This is a genomic window from Streptomyces sp. NPDC048565 (assembly GCF_040650935.1).
In the GTDB taxonomy this organism is placed as follows: Bacteria; Actinomycetota; Actinomycetes; order Streptomycetales; family Streptomycetaceae; genus Streptomyces.
Map to the genome: position 1 here is coordinate 92329 of NZ_JBEZIH010000026.1, position 16570 is coordinate 108898.

Consider the following 16570-nt stretch of genomic DNA (forward strand, 5'->3'; position numbering starts at 1 on the left):
CTGTCCTCGTGTCGCCCCCTGTGCCGGGAGCCGGACAGGCCATCGTCGCACCCCGGCCTGGAGGGCGGGACGGCCCCCGGGGTTCGTTAGGATCATCACCCTGATGACTGCCACTCTCGTCGCCAAGGAACTCGCCGCAGGACACGGTGACCGCACCCTCTTCGCAGGACTCGACCTCGTGGTCGCGCCCGGCGACGTGATCGGTCTCGTCGGAGCCAACGGCGCCGGAAAGTCCTCGCTGCTCCGTCTGCTCGCAGGGCTCGACCGCCCCGAGGAGGGCGAGCTGCGGCTCTCCCCGCCCACCGCGACCGTCGGACACCTCCCTCAGGAACCCGAGCGCCGCCCCGGCGAGTCCGTACGGGAATTCCTGGCCCGCCGCACCGGGGTCACCGACGCCCAGACCGCCATGGACGCCGCGACCCAGGCCCTGGTCGACGGAGCGCCCGGCGCGGACGACGCGTACTCCGAGACGCTGGAGCGCTGGCTCTCCCTCGGCGGCGCGGACCTGGACGAACGTGCCGATGACGTCGCCGCCGACCTCGGCCTGACCGTCGGCCTCGACCTCCCGATGACGGCACTCTCCGGCGGCCAGGCCGCCCGCGCCGGACTCGCCTCCCTGTTGCTGTCGCGCTACGACGTCTTCCTCCTCGACGAGCCCACCAACGACCTGGACCTCGAAGGTCTGGAGCGCCTGGAGCGTTTCGTGTCGGGGCTGCGCGCCGGCACCGTCGTCGTCAGCCACGACCGCGAGTTCCTGATGCGTACGGTCACCAAGGTGCTGGAACTCGATCTCGCCCAGCAGCAGATCAACCTCTACGGCGGCGGCTACGCCGCCTACCTGGAGGAGCGCGAACGCGCCCGTACGCACGCCCGCGAGGAGTTCGAGGAGTACGCCGACAAGCGCTCGGCCCTCGAAGGCCGCGCCCAGATGCAGCGCGGCTGGATGGACAAGGGCGTCAAGAACGCCCGCCGCAAGGCCACCGACAACGACAAGATCGGCCGCAAGTTCCGCAGCGAGGCCAGCGAGAAGCAGGCCGCCAAGGCCAAGCAGACGCAGCGCATGATCGAGCGCCTCGACGTCGTCGATGAACCCCGCAAGGAGTGGGACCTGCGGATGGAGATCGCCTCCGCACCGCGCTCCGGTTCCGTCGTGGCCACCCTGCGAGAAGCCGCCGTCGTCCGCGGCGGCTTCTCCTTCGGCCCTGCCACCCTGCAGATCGACTGGGCCGACCGGGTCGCCATCACCGGCGCCAACGGCGCGGGCAAGTCCACACTGCTCGCCGCCCTGCTCGGCAGGCTGCCGCTCGACACGGGCCACGCCACGCTCGGCTCCGGCGTCGTGGTGGGAGAGGTCGACCAGGCCCGCAAGCTGTTCCACGGCACGGAGAGCCTGCTGGACGCCTTCTGCGCCGCCGTCCCCGACACCGAGCCCGCCGAGGTGCGCACCCTGCTGGCCAAATTCGGCCTGCGCGCCGCCCATGTGCTGCGCCCCGCCACCACGCTCTCGCCCGGCGAACGCACCCGGGCCGGCCTCGCGCTCCTCCAGGGCAGGGGCGTCAACCTGCTGGTCCTGGACGAGCCGACGAACCACCTGGACCTGCCGGCGATCGAACAGCTGGAGTCCGCACTCGACGCGTACACGGGAACCCTGCTGCTGGTCACGCACGACCGGCGGATGCTGGAGGCGGTGCGTACGACCCGCCGGGTCGAGGTGTCGGACGGCAAGGTCACCGAGGCCGGCTGACACACGGCCCTGCCCGCCCCGGAAGCCGGGACGGGCAGGTGAGGTGTCCGGCGGACCGGGTCCGGCGGCTCCCGGTCAGCGCCCCGAACCGCCCCGGCCGGAGCCGCCCGTCAGACCCGCGCGCCGCAGCGCGTCAGCCATCGCGCTGTTGGCGGGCGCCGCGGCAGGGCGTGGCGAGCCACCGCCGCTGCCACCGCCCCCGCGCCTGTCGCGGCGCTGGCCGGCGCCCCCCTGGCGGCTGTCCTGCCCCTGGCCTTGCCCCTGCCCCTGGCCTTGACGCTGCCGGGGCGGTCGCTCGCGCTTCTGGCCGCCCTGGCCACCACCGCCCTGACCCGCGGCGGCCTCGTCGTCGAGCCGCAGGGTCAGGGAGACCCGCTTGCGCGGGATGTCGACCTCCATGACCTTCACCTTCACGATGTCACCCGGCTTCACGACATCCCTCGGGTCCTTGACGAACGTCCGCGACATCGCCGACACATGGACAAGACCGTCCTGATGGACGCCGATGTCCACGAACGCGCCGAACGCCGCCACGTTCGTGACGACACCCTCCAGCACCATCCCGGGGTCCAGGTCGCCGAGCTTCTCCACGCCCTCCTTGAAGGTGGCCGTCCGGAAGGCGGGACGCGGGTCGCGGCCCGGCTTCTCCAGCTCCTTCAGGATGTCCGTGACCGTCGGCAGACCGAACTTCTCGTCCACGAAGTCGTCCGGCCGCAGCGACCGCAGGGTGTCGGTGCTGCCGATCAGCGAAGCGACGTCGCCGCCGGTCCGCTTCACCATCGTCCGCACCACCGGATACGCCTCGGGGTGCACGCTCGACGCGTCCAGCGGGTCCTCACCGCCCCGGATCCGGAGGAAGCCCGCGCACTGCTCGTACGCTTTCGGGCCCAGCCTGGCCACATCCTTGAGCGCCCGGCGTGAACGGAACGGGCCGTTCGTGTCGCGATGCGTCACGATGTTCTCGGCCAGCCCGGAGCCGATGCCCGACACCCGGGAGAGCAGCCGCGCCGACGCCGTGTTGACGTCGACCCCGACGCCGTTCACACAGTCCTCGACCACGGCGTCAAGGGAACGCGACAGCTTCACCTCGGACAGGTCGTGCTGGTACTGGCCGACGCCGATCGACTTCGGGTCGATCTTCACCAGTTCGGCCAGGGGGTCCTGGAGCCGGCGCGCGATGGAGACCGCCCCGCGCAACGACACGTCCATGTCCGGGAGTTCCTGCGAGGCGAACGCCGACGCCGAGTAGACGGAGGCGCCCGCCTCCGAGACCATCACCTTGGTGAGCTTCAGCTCCGGGTGCTTGTCGCAGAGTTCGCCCGCGAGCTTGTCGGTCTCGCGGGACGCGGTGCCGTTACCGATGGCGATCAGATCGACCTGGTGCTCCCGGGCGAGGCGCTCCAGCGTGGCGAGGGCCTGGTCCCACTTGTTCGCCGGAACATGCGGATGGATGACATCCGTCGCGACGACCTTGCCGGTCCCGTCCACGACGGCGACCTTCACACCCGTACGGAAACCGGGGTCGAGCCCCAGCGTCGCCCGGGTGCCCGCCGGGGCTGCGAGCAGCAGATCGCGCAGGTTCGACGCGAAGACACGGACGGCCTCGTCCTCCGCCGCCGTACGCAGCCGGAGCCGCAGATCGATCCCGAGGTGCACGAGGATCCGGGTCCGCCAGGCCCAGCGGACCGTGTCACCCAGCCACTTGTCCCCGGGCCTGCCGCGGTCGGCGACGTCGAACCTGCGGGCGATCATGTTCTCGTACGAGGAGGGGCCCGGCTGCTCCGACGGCTCCTCAGGCTCCAGGACCAGGTCGAGCACGTCCTCCTTCTCACCCCGGAGCATCGCGAGGACGCGGTGCGAGGGGAGCGCGGTGAACGGCTCGGCGAAGTCGAAGTAGTCGGCGAACTTCGCGCCGGCCTCCTCCTTGCCGTCCCGTACCTTCGCGACGACCCTGCCGCGCGACCACATGCGCTCGCGCAGCTCGCCGGTCAGGTCGGCGTCCTCAGAGAAGCGCTCGGCCAGGATCGACCGGGCGCCTTCCAGCGCCGCCGCGGGGTCCGCCACCCCCTTCTCGGCGTCGACGAACGCCCCTGCGGCGGCGAGCGGGTCCACCGAAGGGTCGCCGAGCAGGCCGTCGGCAAGAGGCTCCAGGCCCGCCTCGCGCGCGATCTGCGCCTTCGTCCGGCGCTTCGGCTTGAACGGGAGGTAGATGTCCTCCAGCCGCGCCTTGGTGTCGGCCGCCCGGATCTGCGCCTCCAGAGCGCCGTCGAGCTTGCCCTGCTCACGTACGGAATCGAGGACCGCGGTGCGGCGGTCCTCGAGCTCCCGCAGATACCGCAGCCTCTCCTCGAGCGTGCGCAGCTGCGCATCGTCGAGCATCTCGGTCGCTTCCTTGCGGTAGCGCGCGATGAACGGCACGGTCGACCCGCCGTCGAGCAAGTCGACGGCCGCCTTCACCTGACGCTCACGTACGCCGAGCTCCTCGGCGATCCTGCCTTCGATGGACGTCGTCACGGTTTTACCGACTCGCCTTCTCGTGCTGGCTGTGCTGGCTGTGCCACTGGGGCGGTCCACATCCTGATGGGCCCCTCAGGGCCTGTGTGGAGTTGCCCCGTGGCGTCGCGGGGTTGGGCACGCGCGCTCGCGGCGTTGCCGAAACACCCGAGTAGCTCCGCTACTAGGGCGCTCCGGCGCCTTGCGATCACACGCACCCAACCCCGCTCCTTCTTCCACGGGACAACTCCACACAGGCCCAAGCCTGCATTGTGCCGGGTGGCCGGGTGCCGTGTCGCGTGACCTGCTCGAAGACGTCGCTCAGCCCTTGCCGACCAGATCGTCGGGGAACGCCCCGGCGGAGGCCGCCGCGAACAGGAACCCACGGGCCAGTTCGGTGAGACGGGCCACGCCGTCGGCGCCCAGGTGCTCGTACGGCGCGGCGTCCATCCGGTCCGTCGCCTCCTCCAGCTGGGCCCTGAGCTCGGTGCCCGCATCCGTCAGCTCGCCCTCGGCGTCCAGCACGCCACGGGCCCGCAGCCGCTCCACCGCAGCGTCCCAGTCGGCGCGCCGCCAGCCGCGGGTGGCGATGATCCAGCGGGGCGCCATGCCCTTGCCGGTGGCGGTATGGCTGACCAGGGCCTCCAAGGGATCGAGACCGGCCGTGAGCAGCCCGGCCAGGTGCCCGTCGCCGCGGTGCTCGCGCAGCAGCGTCGCCGCGTGCCAGTACGCCAGGTGCGGCTCGTCCGGCACGTCCAGATCAGCGTGCGCGGAGTACAGCGGGCGGGCGTGGCGGGTGCACGCCTCGGCGGCCCGCAGGGCGAGCCCGGCCGCCTCGGCCATCTCGGGCGAGGCGAGGGTCTCCTCGCCGAGCACCCGGCGCAGCGTCGAGTCGGCGGCCCGCAGACGGGCGTCGAGCGCCGCCCGGGGGGTGATGTCCGACCAGACCGCGGGCAGATGGCGTGCCACCAGCTCGTGGTTGAAGTTGTAGAAGGTCGCGGTGACCGTGCCGGCCCCGACCGCGCCCAGGGCAGCGCCGCGTGCGGCGAAGTAGACCCGGCTGTCGTCGTCGATGCCGAGCTCCCCGAACTCCTTCCCGAGGTCGGGGGAGAAGTAGACACAGGAGTGCAGCGGGTTGAGCGCGTTGTGGCAGCGGCGTCCGGCACGCGGAGGGAGAGTACTCATGCCCGCACGTTACCGACTGGTTAGTACGCGTGGTAGCCCCGGGGCGCCCGCCGGCGGCTTCCGGGCCGGGATGGCAGGAATGGTGGGGAACTCGTCATTGCGGCCACCGGGCAGCCCGCCCAGGATGGCGGACATGAAGCAGCGATCCGTACTCGTCGTCCTCTTCGAGGGCGTGCAGAGCCTCGATGTGAGCGGCCCCGTGGAGGTCTTCGCCGGCGCGTCGCGCTTCCCCGGGATCACCTACGAGCTGCGTACCGCCTCGCTGGACGGCGCGCCGGTCCGCTGCTCCAGCGGCCTCACCCTCGTCCCCGACGGCACGCTCGCGGACGCTCCGACGCCCGACCTGCTGCTGGTGCCGGGAGGCGCCGGCACGAGGTCGCCCGCCCCCGATCTGGTCGACTGGCTGCGCACGCACGGCCCGACGGCCCGGCAGCTGGTGTCGGTGTGCAGCGGAGCCCTTCTCCTCGCCGAGGCGGGCCTGCTCGACGGCCACCGGGTGACCACCCACTGGGCCGTCTGCGAGACGCTCGCCCGGAGGTATCCGGCGGTGCGCGTGGACCCGGACCCCGTCTTCGTGCGCGACGGCCGGCTTGCCACGTCGGCCGGCGTCACCGCGGGGATCGATCTCGCGCTCGCCCTGGTCGAGGAGGAGCACGGGCGGGACGTGGCGCTCACCGTCGCCCGCCATCTCGTCGTGTTCCTGCGACGCCCGGGCAACCAGGCCCAGTTCAGCGCGCAGCTCACCGCCCAGACCGCCGTCCGTGAACCCCTGCGCGCGGTGCAGCACTGGATCACCGAGCATCCGGACGCCGACCTCTCGGTGGACGCGCTCGCGGCCCGCGCCAGGCTCTCGCCCCGCCACTTCGCCCGCGCCTTCCGGACCGAGACCGGCCTCGCCCCCGGCCGGTACGTCGAGCGCGTACGCCTCGAACACGCCCGCCGGCTGCTGGAGGACACGGCCGACGGCGTCACCGGCGTCTCCCGTGCCAGCGGCTACGGCACACCCGAGGCGATGCGCCGGGCCTTCGTCAAAACCCTGGGCACGGCACCCGCCGAATACCGGCGCCGCTTCCGCGCCCAGCCGTAACGACCCACCGACGTGAGGATCCCCATGCAGATCGCCATCGTGCTCTTCGACCGCTTCACCGCGCTCGACGCCGTCGGCCCCTACGAGATGCTCAGCCGGACTCCCGGCGCCGAGACCGTCCTCGTCGCCGAGCGGCCGGGCGCCGTGCGCAACGACAGCGGCAGTCTCTCGCTCGTCGCCGACCGCGCGCTCGCCGACGTACCCGCCCCCGACGTGGTGATCGTGCCGGGCGGCCCCGGACAGAGCGACCAGATGGAGAACGGGACGCTGCTCGGCTGGCTGCGGGCGGCGGACGCCACCAGCACCTGGACGACCTCGGTGTGCACCGGCTCCCTGTTGCTCGCCGCCGCCGGACTGCTGACCGGCAGACGGGCCACCACGCACTGGCTCGCCCTCGACGTACTGAAGACCTTCGGGGCCGAGCCGACGGGCGAGCGGGTGGTCGTCGACGGCAAGTACGTCACCGCCGCCGGAGTCTCGTCCGGCATCGACATGGGGCTCACCCTGCTCGGCAGGATCGCGGGCGACGACCACGCACGGAGCGTCCAGCTGCTGACGGAGTACGACCCCCAGCCGCCCTACGACTGCGGAGCACCGGAGAAGGCCCCGGCGGCCATGGTCGAGAAGTGGCGGGCCAGGAGCCGGTTCATCCTGCGGTAGGCGATCCGGGGCTGCCCGTCGTCCAGGTGAATCGGGGGGTACGGCGCTCCAGGAAGGCGGCGACCCCCTCGGCGGTGTCGCCGCTGCCGTCCGCCTCCCGCGCCCAGTGGGCGTCGCGGTCCTCCCGGCCGTCGGCGAACTCCTTCGCCGCGGCCTGGGTCAGCTGCGAACGCGACGCCAGGACATGGGCGAACGCGGACACCCGCCCGGCCAGCCCGCCCTCCGGCAGGACCTCGTCCACCAGGCCCGTGCGCAGGGCCCGTTCCGTGCCGATCAGTTCACCCGAGAACAGCAGGAACTTCGCGGTGGCCGGGCCGACGAGCGTGACCAGCCGACGTGTCGAGGACGAGGGATAGACGATCCCGAGCCTGGCCGGCGTTACACCGAAGGAAGCGCCCTCCTCGGCGAACCGCAGATCGCAGGCGGCGGCCAGCTGGCTGCCGCCGCCCACGCAGTATCCGCGCACGGCGGCCAGCGTGGGCCGGGGGAAGGCCGCGAGCGCCTCCTCGGCCTGGACGGCGAGCGCCTGCGGCCGCCCGCCCGGGGCCTGGAGAGAGGCGATGTCCGCACCGGCGCAGAAGGTGTCACCGGCGCCGGTGAGGACGAGGACGCGTACGCCGGGGTCGGCGGCCAGCCTCTCCAGCACCACCGGCAACTCCCGCCACATGTCCGAGGTCATGGCGTTGCGCTTGGCGGGGTTACTGATGACGAGGGTGGCGACGCCGTCCACGACGGCGTGCTCCAGCCGCGCCGGTGTGCGCGCCGTCTGCTCCCTGAGGTCCATGCGTCGGATGCTATCCGGACGGCCGGGACCAGATGGCGCCGGAAGAGGGTGAGAAAGTGTCCAATCACCTGACGCTGTCATACCCAAACGTTCAAATCGCTTCAAGAAGAGACCACTTGCGGTCAGAGTGGTGGTCCGGACCACGCGCTTCCCGACACTCATTACTCGATAGTCAGTGACGTGCGAGAGTCAGTGACGCGCGAGCCGAGAGCGGGTGGCGGTCCATGGAGAGCCGTGGGAGTGTTCCGGCCCATCCCGTGTCGTACGAGGGGGTATGGCGCTTCAGCGCCCCCGCCGTCGACGCCTCGGTGCCGCAGGCCAGGCACGCGGTCCGCGATCTGATCGGCCGGCAGGGCGTACCCGTCGACGACGACATCCTCCAGGGCCTGCTGCTGATCGTGTCGGAGCTGGTCACCAACGCGGTCAAGCATGCCGCGCTGCTCTCGCCCGAGCTGGCCGTCGAGGTGGCCATCGGGGCGGAATGGGTCAGGGTCTCGGTCGAGGACAACCACCCCTACCGCCCGACGGCGCTGGTCACCGACTACGCCCAGACCGGCGGACGCGGGCTGCTCCTGGTCCGCGAGATCACCGCCGAGGCGGGTGGTACCTGCGACGTGGAGCACACCGCGGGCGGCGGCAAGATCATCTGGGCGGCGCTGCCCCTGAAGCCGCAGCTCTGACCGCCCCCGCCGCGCGGCGTACGGCTTCACCAGCCGGCGGACGGACCCGTCAGCTCCCTGACGGCGGGCCGCGCGGCATCCAGCACGGTCATGAACCACGCCGAGAACGGTGCGGCGGCATGCTGCTCCGCGAGCTCACCGGCGGTCACGAAGGCCGTCTCACCGACCTCCTCCTCGTCCGGCCGCAGCCGCTCCTGCACCATCCCGACGAACAGATGGTTGAACTCCTGCTCCACCAGGCCCGACACCGGGTCGGGGTGGTTGTAGCGGACCGTGCCCGCCTGGGCGAGCAGCGAGGGCGAGACCCCCAGCTCCTCGTACGTACGCCGGGCGGCCGCCGCGAACGGCGCCTCGCCCGGGTAGGGGTGGCCGCAGCAGGTGTTCGACCACACACCGGGGGAGTGGTACTTGCCGAGCGCGCGGCGCTGGAGCAGCAGCCGCCCCTGTTCGTCGAAGAGGAAGACGGAGAAGGCGCGGTGCAGCTGGCCGGGGGCCTGGTGCGCGGCCAGCTTCTCCGCGGTACCGATGGTGGTGCCGTTCTCATCGACCAGTTCGAGCATGATCGCGTCTGCTGTGCCGTTCGACGAGCTGTTCGCCGCGGTGGCTGGTGTGGTCGGCATACCCATCCTTCGCTTTGGTTCCCGGCCTCTGGGGCCGGAGCCCTCGAGTCCGGTCAAGTCTGCCGTACAAAAGCCGCTTGTCCGCACTGCGGGTGCTGGCATGTCCGTCGTCCGGCCCCGAGGGCATCCGAAGAGTGGATCATGCCCTTCCGGATCGCCACGGAATCGTCCGGATCCCGGCGACGTACGACGGGCCGGGCAGCCGGGTGGCAGGCGTCAGTGACAGAGCCGCGCCTCGTGCTCCGCGTGCCCGCTGGGCTCCAGCTGAAAGGTGCAGTGCTCGACGTCGAAGTGGCTGCCGAGGCAGCCCTGCAGCTCGTGCAGGAGCTTCTCGTGACCGATCGAGTCCAGCATCTCCTGGTGCACGACCACATGGGCGGACAGGACGGGCATGCCGGAAGTGATCGTCCAGGCGTGCAGGTCATGGACGTCCAGCACCCCGGGCAGTGCCGTGATGTGGGCGCGTACCTCGGCCATGTCGACCCCCTTGGGCGCCGACTCCAGCAGCACGTCCAGCGTCTCCCGCAGGAGCTTGACCGTACGGGGGACGATCATGAGTCCGATCAGCAGCGAGGCGATGGGGTCCGCGGCCTGCCAGCCGGTCGCCATGATGACGCCCGCCGACACGAGCACCGTCACCGAGCCGAGCGTGTCCGCGACGACCTCGAGATAGGCCCCGCGCACATTGAGGCTGTCCCGCTGCCCGCGCATCAGCAGCGAGAGCGAGACCACGTTGGCGACCAGGCCGACGGCGGCGAACGCGATGGCCAGGCCGCCCCTGGTCTGGGCCGGGGTGATGAAGCGCTCGACGGCCTCGAAGACCAGATAGCCGCCCACGCCGAGGAGCAGCAGACAGTTGGCCAGCGCGGCGAGGATCTCGGCGCGGGCGTAACCGAAGGTGCGGTTGGGGCCCGCGGGCCGGTTGGCGAAGTGGATGGCAAGCAGCGCCATGCCGAGCCCCAGGGCGTCGGTGGCCATATGGGCCGCGTCCGCGATCAGGGCGAGGGAGTCGGCGAGCAGCCCGCCGACGATCTCCATGACCATGACGCCGAGCGTGATGCCCAGGGCGACCCGTAGCCGGCCCTGGTACGCGGCGGCGGCCGTCCCCGTCGGGGGCGGGCCGTGGTGCGTGTGCCCGTGATCGTGGCCAGCCCCCATGTGAACGCCTCCGCAATCCGTCGTATCCCTGTCCACCGGACAGTCCGGGCGCAGCGCACCTCGCCCGCCGCGGCCAGTGAACTACGTGAGCGGGGCAGCGGGCAACACGGCACTGAACACCGTTGTCATGTGTTCTGACCTGCGGAAACGGCCTAGGGAAGCGATCCCAGGTCAGAGCATCGCCGACGCGTGGGTGCTCACTGCGCGGCGCGAGCCTCCGGGTGGCGCAGGCACCAACCTTCCCAGGCGGATTCCACCATCTCGCGCATGTCACGGCGTGCCGTCCAGCCCAGTTTCCCGGTCATCCGGGAGGCCGAGGCGACGGCCCTGGCCGCGTCACCCGCCCTGCGCGCCTCGATCACGGGTTCCGTGCGCAGGCCTGTGACCTCACCCACCAGGTCGGCGAGCTCGCGCACCGACACGCCCTCGCCCCGGCCGATGTTCACGGTGAGATCCCCGCCGTCGGAGCCCTCGTCCAGGTGTGAGGCGACGGCGAGGTGCGCGTCCGCCAGGTCGGCGACATGGATGTAGTCGCGTACACAGGTGCCGTCCGGCGTCGGGTAGTCGTCACCGAAGATCCGCGGCGCCTCACCCCGGGTCAGCCGCTCGAAGAACATCGGTACGACATTGAAGACGCCCAGGTCGGCAAGGGCGGGCGCCGCGGAACCCGCGACGTTGAAATACCGCAGGCAGGCGGTCGAGATGCCGTGGGCCCGTCCCGTCGCACGCACCAGCCACTCCCCGGCGAGCTTGGTCTCGCCGTACGGATTGATCGGCGCGCACGGCGTCTCCTCCGTGATGAGGTCCACGTCCGGCACTCCGTAGACCGCCGCGGACGAGGAGAAGAGGAAACGCCGCACCCCGGCAGCGACCACGGCCTCCAGCAGCACGCCGAGCCCGCTCACGTTCTCCCGGTAGTAGAGCAGCGGCTTCTCGACGGACTCACCGACCTGCTTCTTCGCCGCGAGATGCACCACACCGGTGACGGCGTGCTCCGCCATGACCCGGTCGAGCACCTCACGGTCGGAAGTCGAGCCCCGCACCAGCGTGACGTCCGACGACAGTCGCTCCTCGATGCCCGACGAGATGTCGTCGAGGACGACGACCCGCTCCCCGGCCCCCGTCATGGCCTTCGCCACATGTGCCCCGATGTAACCGGCCCCGCCTGTGATCAACCACGTCATGGCCCCCAGCCTAGACCGACCGGCAAACGGAGGTGGATGAAGGAGCGGGGTTGGGTGCGTGCGGCTGCAAGGCGGAGGATCGAGGCCGTTGGGGTCTCCCCTGCTCGAACGAAGTTGAGAGCTTGGGGAGGACATGGTGATTGTCGACAACGCCGCAGATGCGCGTGCCCGACCCCGCGACGCCGCCTTCCGTCTGCCGGCCGGTCTTATGCGCTGTCCGGGCGCGGTTTGTGGCGCGAGGCGTTGATCGACGATGATGATCGCGAACGGCGCCGCATGATGGCCGATTCGCCCGAACGGAGCATAAACGGGCGGTGAACTCGGTCTTCCGTTCATCCGATAGCCTCAGAGCCTGTCGGGCACCCTCCGATCGGGCGGCCACGCCCTGGCACGCACGCTTCCCGCGTTGCCGAAATGTCCAAGTAGCTCCGCTACGAGGACATTCCAGCGCCTTGGAATCGCACGCACCAGAACGCGTCCGCTCTCCGAACGAGGCCACCCGACAGGCTTCTCAGCCGACGTGCCGCCGGTCCATCTCCGGGCCTCCTGTCGCGCGCCGTTCCCGTCAGCACCAAGGAGTGAGTTCGTCTGTCGACCGCCATCCTCACCGGTGCACCGGTACCCGGATCGTCGCTCGAGGACGATCTGCGGTCACTCGGTTTCGACGTGACTGCCGCCGCCGACGCCTCCGAGGCCGCCGAGCTGCTCGCCGCAGTCCCCGCGAGCAGGCGTGTCGCGCTCGTGGACCCCCGTTTCGTCGGCCACGTCCACGCGCTCAGGCTCGGACTCACCGACCCCCGCTTCCCCGCCGCGTCGATCCCCGGAGCGCTCACCGCGCAGCCCGAGGCCCGCCCCGCGCTGCTGCGTGCCCTGCGACGGGCCGTGGCCGCCGTCGGTGCGGGAAGCCCCGTCGCGCCCCTCGGTGCCGAACCCGTCAGCGAGGAGCGCACCGTGCCCGGCCGGCTGGCCGTGGCACTGGACGCGGAGGGCACCGCCGTGCAGCGCCCCGAGCTCGGCTCGCTCACGGCCGCGGTGCCCGGCACATCCGATGAGCGCGGCGCCGCCGAGGCCGCCGTGGCCGCCGTCGACGACGAGGCCGTACGGCTGCGCAGTGCGGTCAAGGCCCACGACGGCTTCTTCACCACGTTCTTCATCAGCCCGTACTCCCGCTATATCGCCCGCTGGTGCGCACGCCGGGGCCTCACCCCGAACCAGGTCACCACCGCCTCGCTGATCACCGCGCTGATCGCGGCCGGCAGCGCGGCGACGGGCACCCGCGGCGGTTACATCGCGGCCGGGGCGCTCCTGCTCTTCTCCTTCGTCCTGGACTGCACCGACGGGCAGCTCGCCCGCTACTCGCTCCAGTACTCGACGATGGGGGCCTGGCTGGACGCCACCTTCGACCGGGCCAAGGAGTACGCGTACTACGCGGGCCTCGCCCTCGGCGCCGCCCAGGGCGGCGACGGTGACGATGTATGGGTCCTCGCGCTCGGCGCGATGGTGCTCCAGGCCTGCCGCCATGTCGTGGACTTCTCGTTCAACGAGGCCAACCATGACGCGGTGTCCAACACGAGCCCCACCGCCGCGCTCTCCGACAAGCTCGACAGCGTCGGCTGGACGGTCTGGCTGCGCCGGATGATAGTCCTGCCCATCGGCGAACGCTGGGCCATGATCGCCGTGCTCACCGCGGTGACCACGCCCCGGATCGTCTTCTACGCCCTGCTGATCGGCTGCGCCCTGGCCGCCTGCTACACCACCGCGGGCCGGCTGCTGCGCTCGCTGACCCGTAAGGCGCGGCGCACCGACCGTGCGGCCGTTGCCCTGGCCGACCTGGCCGACTCCGGTCCGCTCGCGCAGGGCGTCGCCGGCCTGCTCAGGCGTCCCGGCGGCGGCTTCACCGCCCCGCTCCTGGCGTTCGCCGGGGCGCTGGTCATGGTCGCCGCCGCACTGTTCGCCCCGTACGGCGGATGGCTGACCGTCGGCGCCGCCGTGGTGTACGCGGTCGTCTCCGGGCTCGCCGTCTCGCGGCCGCTCAAGGGCGCGCTCGACTGGCTCGTCCCTCCGGTCTTCCGGGCCGCCGAGTACTGCACGGTCCTGGTGCTGGCCGCGCGCAGCGATGTCCCGCACGCCGTTCCCGCGGCATTCGGCCTGGTTTCGGCCGTCGCCTACCATCACTACGACACGGTGTACCGCATCAGGGGCGGCACCGGAGCACCGCCGCAGTGGCTGGTGCGCACCATCGGCGGGCACGAAGGCCGGACCCTGGTCGTGGCCGTCCTCGCCGCCGTGCTGACCCACGGTTCAGGTTTCACCACGGCTCTGACCGCCCTCGCGGCCGCCGTGGCTCTGGTGGTGCTCGTGGAGTCCATCCGCTTCTGGGTGTCCTCCTCGGCCCCCGCTGTACACGACGAAGGAGAACTCGCATGATCGGCCTCGTACTGGCTGCCGGTGCAGGACGCCGTCTGCGTCCGTACACGGACACCCTGCCCAAGGCCCTGGTGCCGGTGGACGGCGAGAAGACGGTCCTGGACATCGCGCTGTCCAACTTCGCGGAGGTCGGACTCACCGAGGTCGCGGTCGTCGTCGGCTACCGCAAGGAGGCTGTCTACGCCCGCAAGGCCGAGTTCGAGGCGACGTACGGCGTGACGCTGACGCTCATCGACAACGACAAGGCCGAGGAGTGGAACAACGCCTACTCCCTCTGGTGCGCGCGTGAGGTCCTGAAGAAGGGCGTCATCCTCGCCAACGGCGACACCGTGCACCCGGTGTCCGTCGAGAAGACGCTCCTGGACGCGCGCGGCAAGGGCCGGAAGATCATTCTCGCCCTCGACACGGTGAAGAGCCTCGCCGACGAGGAGATGAAGGTCATCACCGAGGACGGCAAGGGCGTCCGGCGGATCACCAAGCTGATGGACCCGGCCACCGCGACCGGCGAGTACATCGGCGTCACCCTGATCGAGTCCGAGGCCGCCGAGGAGCTCGCCGACGCCCTGCGGACCACCTTCGAGCGCGACCCCGACCTCTACTACGAGGACGGCTACCAGGAGCTGGTCGACCGCGGCTTCACGGTCGACGTCGCACCCATCGGCGAGGTGACCTGGGTCGAGATCGACAACCACGACGACCTCGCCCGGGGCAGGGAGATCGCGTGCCTGTACTGACCCGCCTCATCCCGTCCCCCGTCGTCGTCGACATCCGGCGCGGCGCGATGGACGATCTGGCCGGTCTCCTTGCCGACCAGCGGATCTCCGCCTCGGGCAAGCTCGCCATCGCGATCAGCGGCGGCTCCGGGCGTGCCCTGCGCGAGAGGCTCGCCCCGGTGCTGCCGGGAGCCGACTGGTACCCGGTCGCCGACGGCACGATCGACTCCGCTGTGCGCCTCGCCGACGGCATCAAGGGCAACCGCTACGACGCCGTCGTCGGCCTCGGCGGCGGCAAGATCATCGACGTGGCGAAGTACGCGGCGGCGCGCGTGGGCATGCCCATGGTCGCCGTCGCGACGAACCTCTCCCACGACGGGCTCTGCTCGCCGGTCGCGACCCTGGACAACGACAACGGACGGGGCTCCTACGGGGTCCCCACCCCGATCGCCGTCGTCATCGACCTCGACGTCGTCCGTGAGGCGCCCGCACGCTACGTGCGCTCGGGCGTCGGCGACGCGGTCTCCAACATCTCGTGCGTCGCCGACTGGGAGCTCGCCCACGAGATCCAGGGCGAGGACATCGACGGGCTCGCCGCCGCCATGGCCAGGCAGGCCGGCGAGGCCGTGCTGCGCCACCCCGGCGGGATCGGTGACGACGCCTTCCTCAAGGTGCTCGCCGAGGGCCTCGTCCTGACCGGCATCTCGATGTCGATCGCCGGGGACTCCCGCCCGGCATCGGGCGCCTGCCACGAGATCAACCACGCCTTCGACCTGCTGTACCCGAAGCGCGCGGCCAGCCACGGCGAGCAGGTCGGCCTCGGCGCCTGCTTCGCGATGCACCTGCGGGGCGCGCACGAGGAGGCGCTGCACATGGCGTCCGTACTGCGCCGTCACGGGCTGCCGGTGCTGCCCGACGAAATCGGCTTCACCGCCGACGAGTTCGTACGGGCCGCCGACTACGCCCCGCAGACGCGCCCGGGACGCTTCACGATCCTGGAACACCTCAACCTGTCCACCGACCAGATCAGGGACGCGTACGCCGACTATGCAAAAGCCATCCATAGCTGAACTCCGTCCGGTCGTGCACCCCCCGGGCGTGAAGGACCGGCGCAGTGGCGAGCACTGGGCGGGGCGTCTCTACATGCGCGAGGTCTCGCTGCGCATCACGCGGCGCCTGGTGACCACGAAGATCACGCCGAACCAGCTGACCTACGTGATGACCGTGGCCGGCGTGCTCGCGGCGCCCGCCCTGCTGGTCCCCGGTATCCCCGGGGCCCTGCTCGGCGTGCTCGCGGTCCAGCTCTACCTGCTGTTCGACTGCGTCGACGGCGAGGTGGCCCGCTGGAAGAAGCAGTACTCGCTGGCCGGGGTCTACCTGGACCGGGTCGCCGCCTATCTGTGCGACGCGGCGGTGCTGGTCGGCTTCGGCCTGCGCGCCGCCGACCTGTGGGGCCCCGGACGCATCGACTGGCTGTGGGCCTTCCTGGGCACGCTCGCCGCGCTGGGCGCCATCATGATCAAGGCGGAGACCGACCTCGTCGGCGTCGCACGTCACCAGGGCGGGCTGCCGCCCGTCAAGGAGGCCGCGTCCGAGCCCCGCTCCTCCGGCATGGCGCTCGCCCGCCGCGCGGCCGGCGCGCTCAAGTTCCACCGGCTGATCCTCGGCATCGAGGCTTCGCTGATCATCGTGGTGGTCGCCGTACTCGACACGGTCAGGGACGACCTCTTCTTCAGCCGCCTCGCGGTCGCCGTCATGGCCGGCATCGCCCTTCTCCAGACCGTCCTGCACCTGGTGTCGATCCTGGCGTCCAGCAGGCTGAAGTGAGCTCCCCC

General features: G+C 71.3%; 14 protein-coding genes. 8 read left to right on the forward strand and 6 right to left on the reverse strand.

Translation table 11 applies throughout. The features are described 5' to 3' along the window. Positions 1 to 103: 103 nt before the first annotated feature. Entirely contained in the window at positions 104 to 1744 is a 1641-nt protein-coding gene (locus AB0C75_RS27985) for an ABC-F family ATP-binding cassette domain-containing protein (protein WP_362894495.1), read from the forward strand. A gap of 75 nt (positions 1745 to 1819) precedes the next feature. Here AB0C75_RS27985 and AB0C75_RS27990 read toward each other — a convergent pair whose 3' ends face one another. Further along, positions 1820 to 4258 (reverse strand): Tex family protein, encoded by a 2439-nt coding sequence (locus AB0C75_RS27990; protein ID WP_362894496.1) that lies wholly within the window; start codon positions 4256 to 4258, stop codon positions 1820 to 1822. Positions 4259 to 4558: 300 nt separating this feature from the next. After that, entirely contained in the window at positions 4559 to 5422 is an 864-nt protein-coding gene (locus AB0C75_RS27995) for a hypothetical protein (RefSeq protein WP_362894497.1), read from the reverse strand. Positions 5423 to 5555: 133 nt separating this feature from the next. Here AB0C75_RS27995 and AB0C75_RS28000 point away from each other — a divergent pair, with 133 nt between their 5' ends. Both AB0C75_RS28000 and AB0C75_RS28005 read left to right on the forward strand, forming a co-directional pair. After that, positions 5556 to 6509 carry a GlxA family transcriptional regulator gene (locus AB0C75_RS28000; protein ID WP_362894498.1) on the forward strand — a complete coding sequence of 318 codons (954 nt, stop codon included), beginning with the start codon at positions 5556 to 5558 and terminating at the stop codon, positions 6507 to 6509. A gap of 24 nt (positions 6510 to 6533) precedes the next feature. Next, a complete protein-coding gene (locus tag AB0C75_RS28005) occupies positions 6534 to 7169 on the forward strand; it encodes a DJ-1/PfpI family protein (protein ID WP_362894499.1) in 636 nt (211 codons plus the stop codon). Here AB0C75_RS28005 and AB0C75_RS28010 read toward each other — a convergent pair. After that, positions 7156 to 7953 (reverse strand): enoyl-CoA hydratase-related protein, encoded by a 798-nt coding sequence (locus AB0C75_RS28010; protein ID WP_362894500.1) that lies wholly within the window; start codon positions 7951 to 7953, stop codon positions 7156 to 7158. The genes AB0C75_RS28005 and AB0C75_RS28010 overlap by 14 nt on opposite strands. Before the next feature lie 224 nt (positions 7954 to 8177). On the opposite strand from AB0C75_RS28010, the gene AB0C75_RS28015 reads away from it, so the two are divergent. After that, positions 8178 to 8633, forward strand: a complete 456-nt coding sequence (locus AB0C75_RS28015) for an ATP-binding protein (RefSeq protein ID WP_362894501.1) — start codon at positions 8178 to 8180, stop codon at positions 8631 to 8633. Between the two features lie 26 nt (positions 8634 to 8659). On the opposite strand, the gene idi is transcribed toward AB0C75_RS28015, so the two are convergent. The 3 genes from idi to galE all read right to left on the reverse strand — a co-directional run bounded on the left by idi (position 8660) and on the right by galE (position 11595). Next, the gene (idi, locus tag AB0C75_RS28020) at positions 8660 to 9253 is read right to left on the reverse strand and encodes an isopentenyl-diphosphate Delta-isomerase (protein WP_362894502.1); all 594 of its coding nucleotides are present in this window, start codon (positions 9251 to 9253) and stop codon (positions 8660 to 8662) included. A 216-nt stretch (positions 9254 to 9469) separates the two neighbouring features. Further along, on the reverse strand, positions 9470 to 10411 hold the full coding sequence (locus AB0C75_RS28025; protein ID WP_362894503.1) for a cation diffusion facilitator family transporter: 942 nt from the start codon (positions 10409 to 10411) through the stop codon (positions 9470 to 9472). A 197-nt stretch (positions 10412 to 10608) separates the two neighbouring features. Beyond that, positions 10609 to 11595 (reverse strand): UDP-glucose 4-epimerase GalE, encoded by a 987-nt coding sequence (gene galE, locus AB0C75_RS28030; protein ID WP_362894504.1) that lies wholly within the window; start codon positions 11593 to 11595, stop codon positions 10609 to 10611. A 666-nt stretch (positions 11596 to 12261) separates the two neighbouring features. Between galE and AB0C75_RS28035 the strand changes: the two genes are divergently transcribed. From AB0C75_RS28035 to AB0C75_RS28050, 4 genes are read left to right on the forward strand one after another with little or no spacing between them, the layout of a single operon-like run. Further along, a complete protein-coding gene (locus AB0C75_RS28035) occupies positions 12262 to 14022 on the forward strand; it encodes a DUF5941 domain-containing protein (RefSeq protein WP_362894505.1) in 1761 nt (586 codons plus the stop codon). Further along, the gene (locus tag AB0C75_RS28040) at positions 14019 to 14756 is read left to right on the forward strand and encodes a phosphocholine cytidylyltransferase family protein (protein ID WP_362894506.1); all 738 of its coding nucleotides are present in this window, start codon (positions 14019 to 14021) and stop codon (positions 14754 to 14756) included. The genes AB0C75_RS28035 and AB0C75_RS28040 overlap by 4 nt, the downstream gene beginning before the upstream one ends. After that, positions 14744 to 15805, forward strand: a complete 1062-nt coding sequence (locus AB0C75_RS28045; protein WP_362894507.1) for an iron-containing alcohol dehydrogenase family protein — start codon at positions 14744 to 14746, stop codon at positions 15803 to 15805. Before AB0C75_RS28040 ends, AB0C75_RS28045 begins: the two co-directional genes overlap by 13 nt. Beyond that, the gene (locus AB0C75_RS28050) at positions 15783 to 16562 is read left to right on the forward strand and encodes a CDP-alcohol phosphatidyltransferase family protein (RefSeq protein ID WP_362894508.1); all 780 of its coding nucleotides are present in this window, start codon (positions 15783 to 15785) and stop codon (positions 16560 to 16562) included. The genes AB0C75_RS28045 and AB0C75_RS28050 overlap by 23 nt, the downstream gene beginning before the upstream one ends. Positions 16563 to 16570 lie beyond the last annotated feature (8 nt).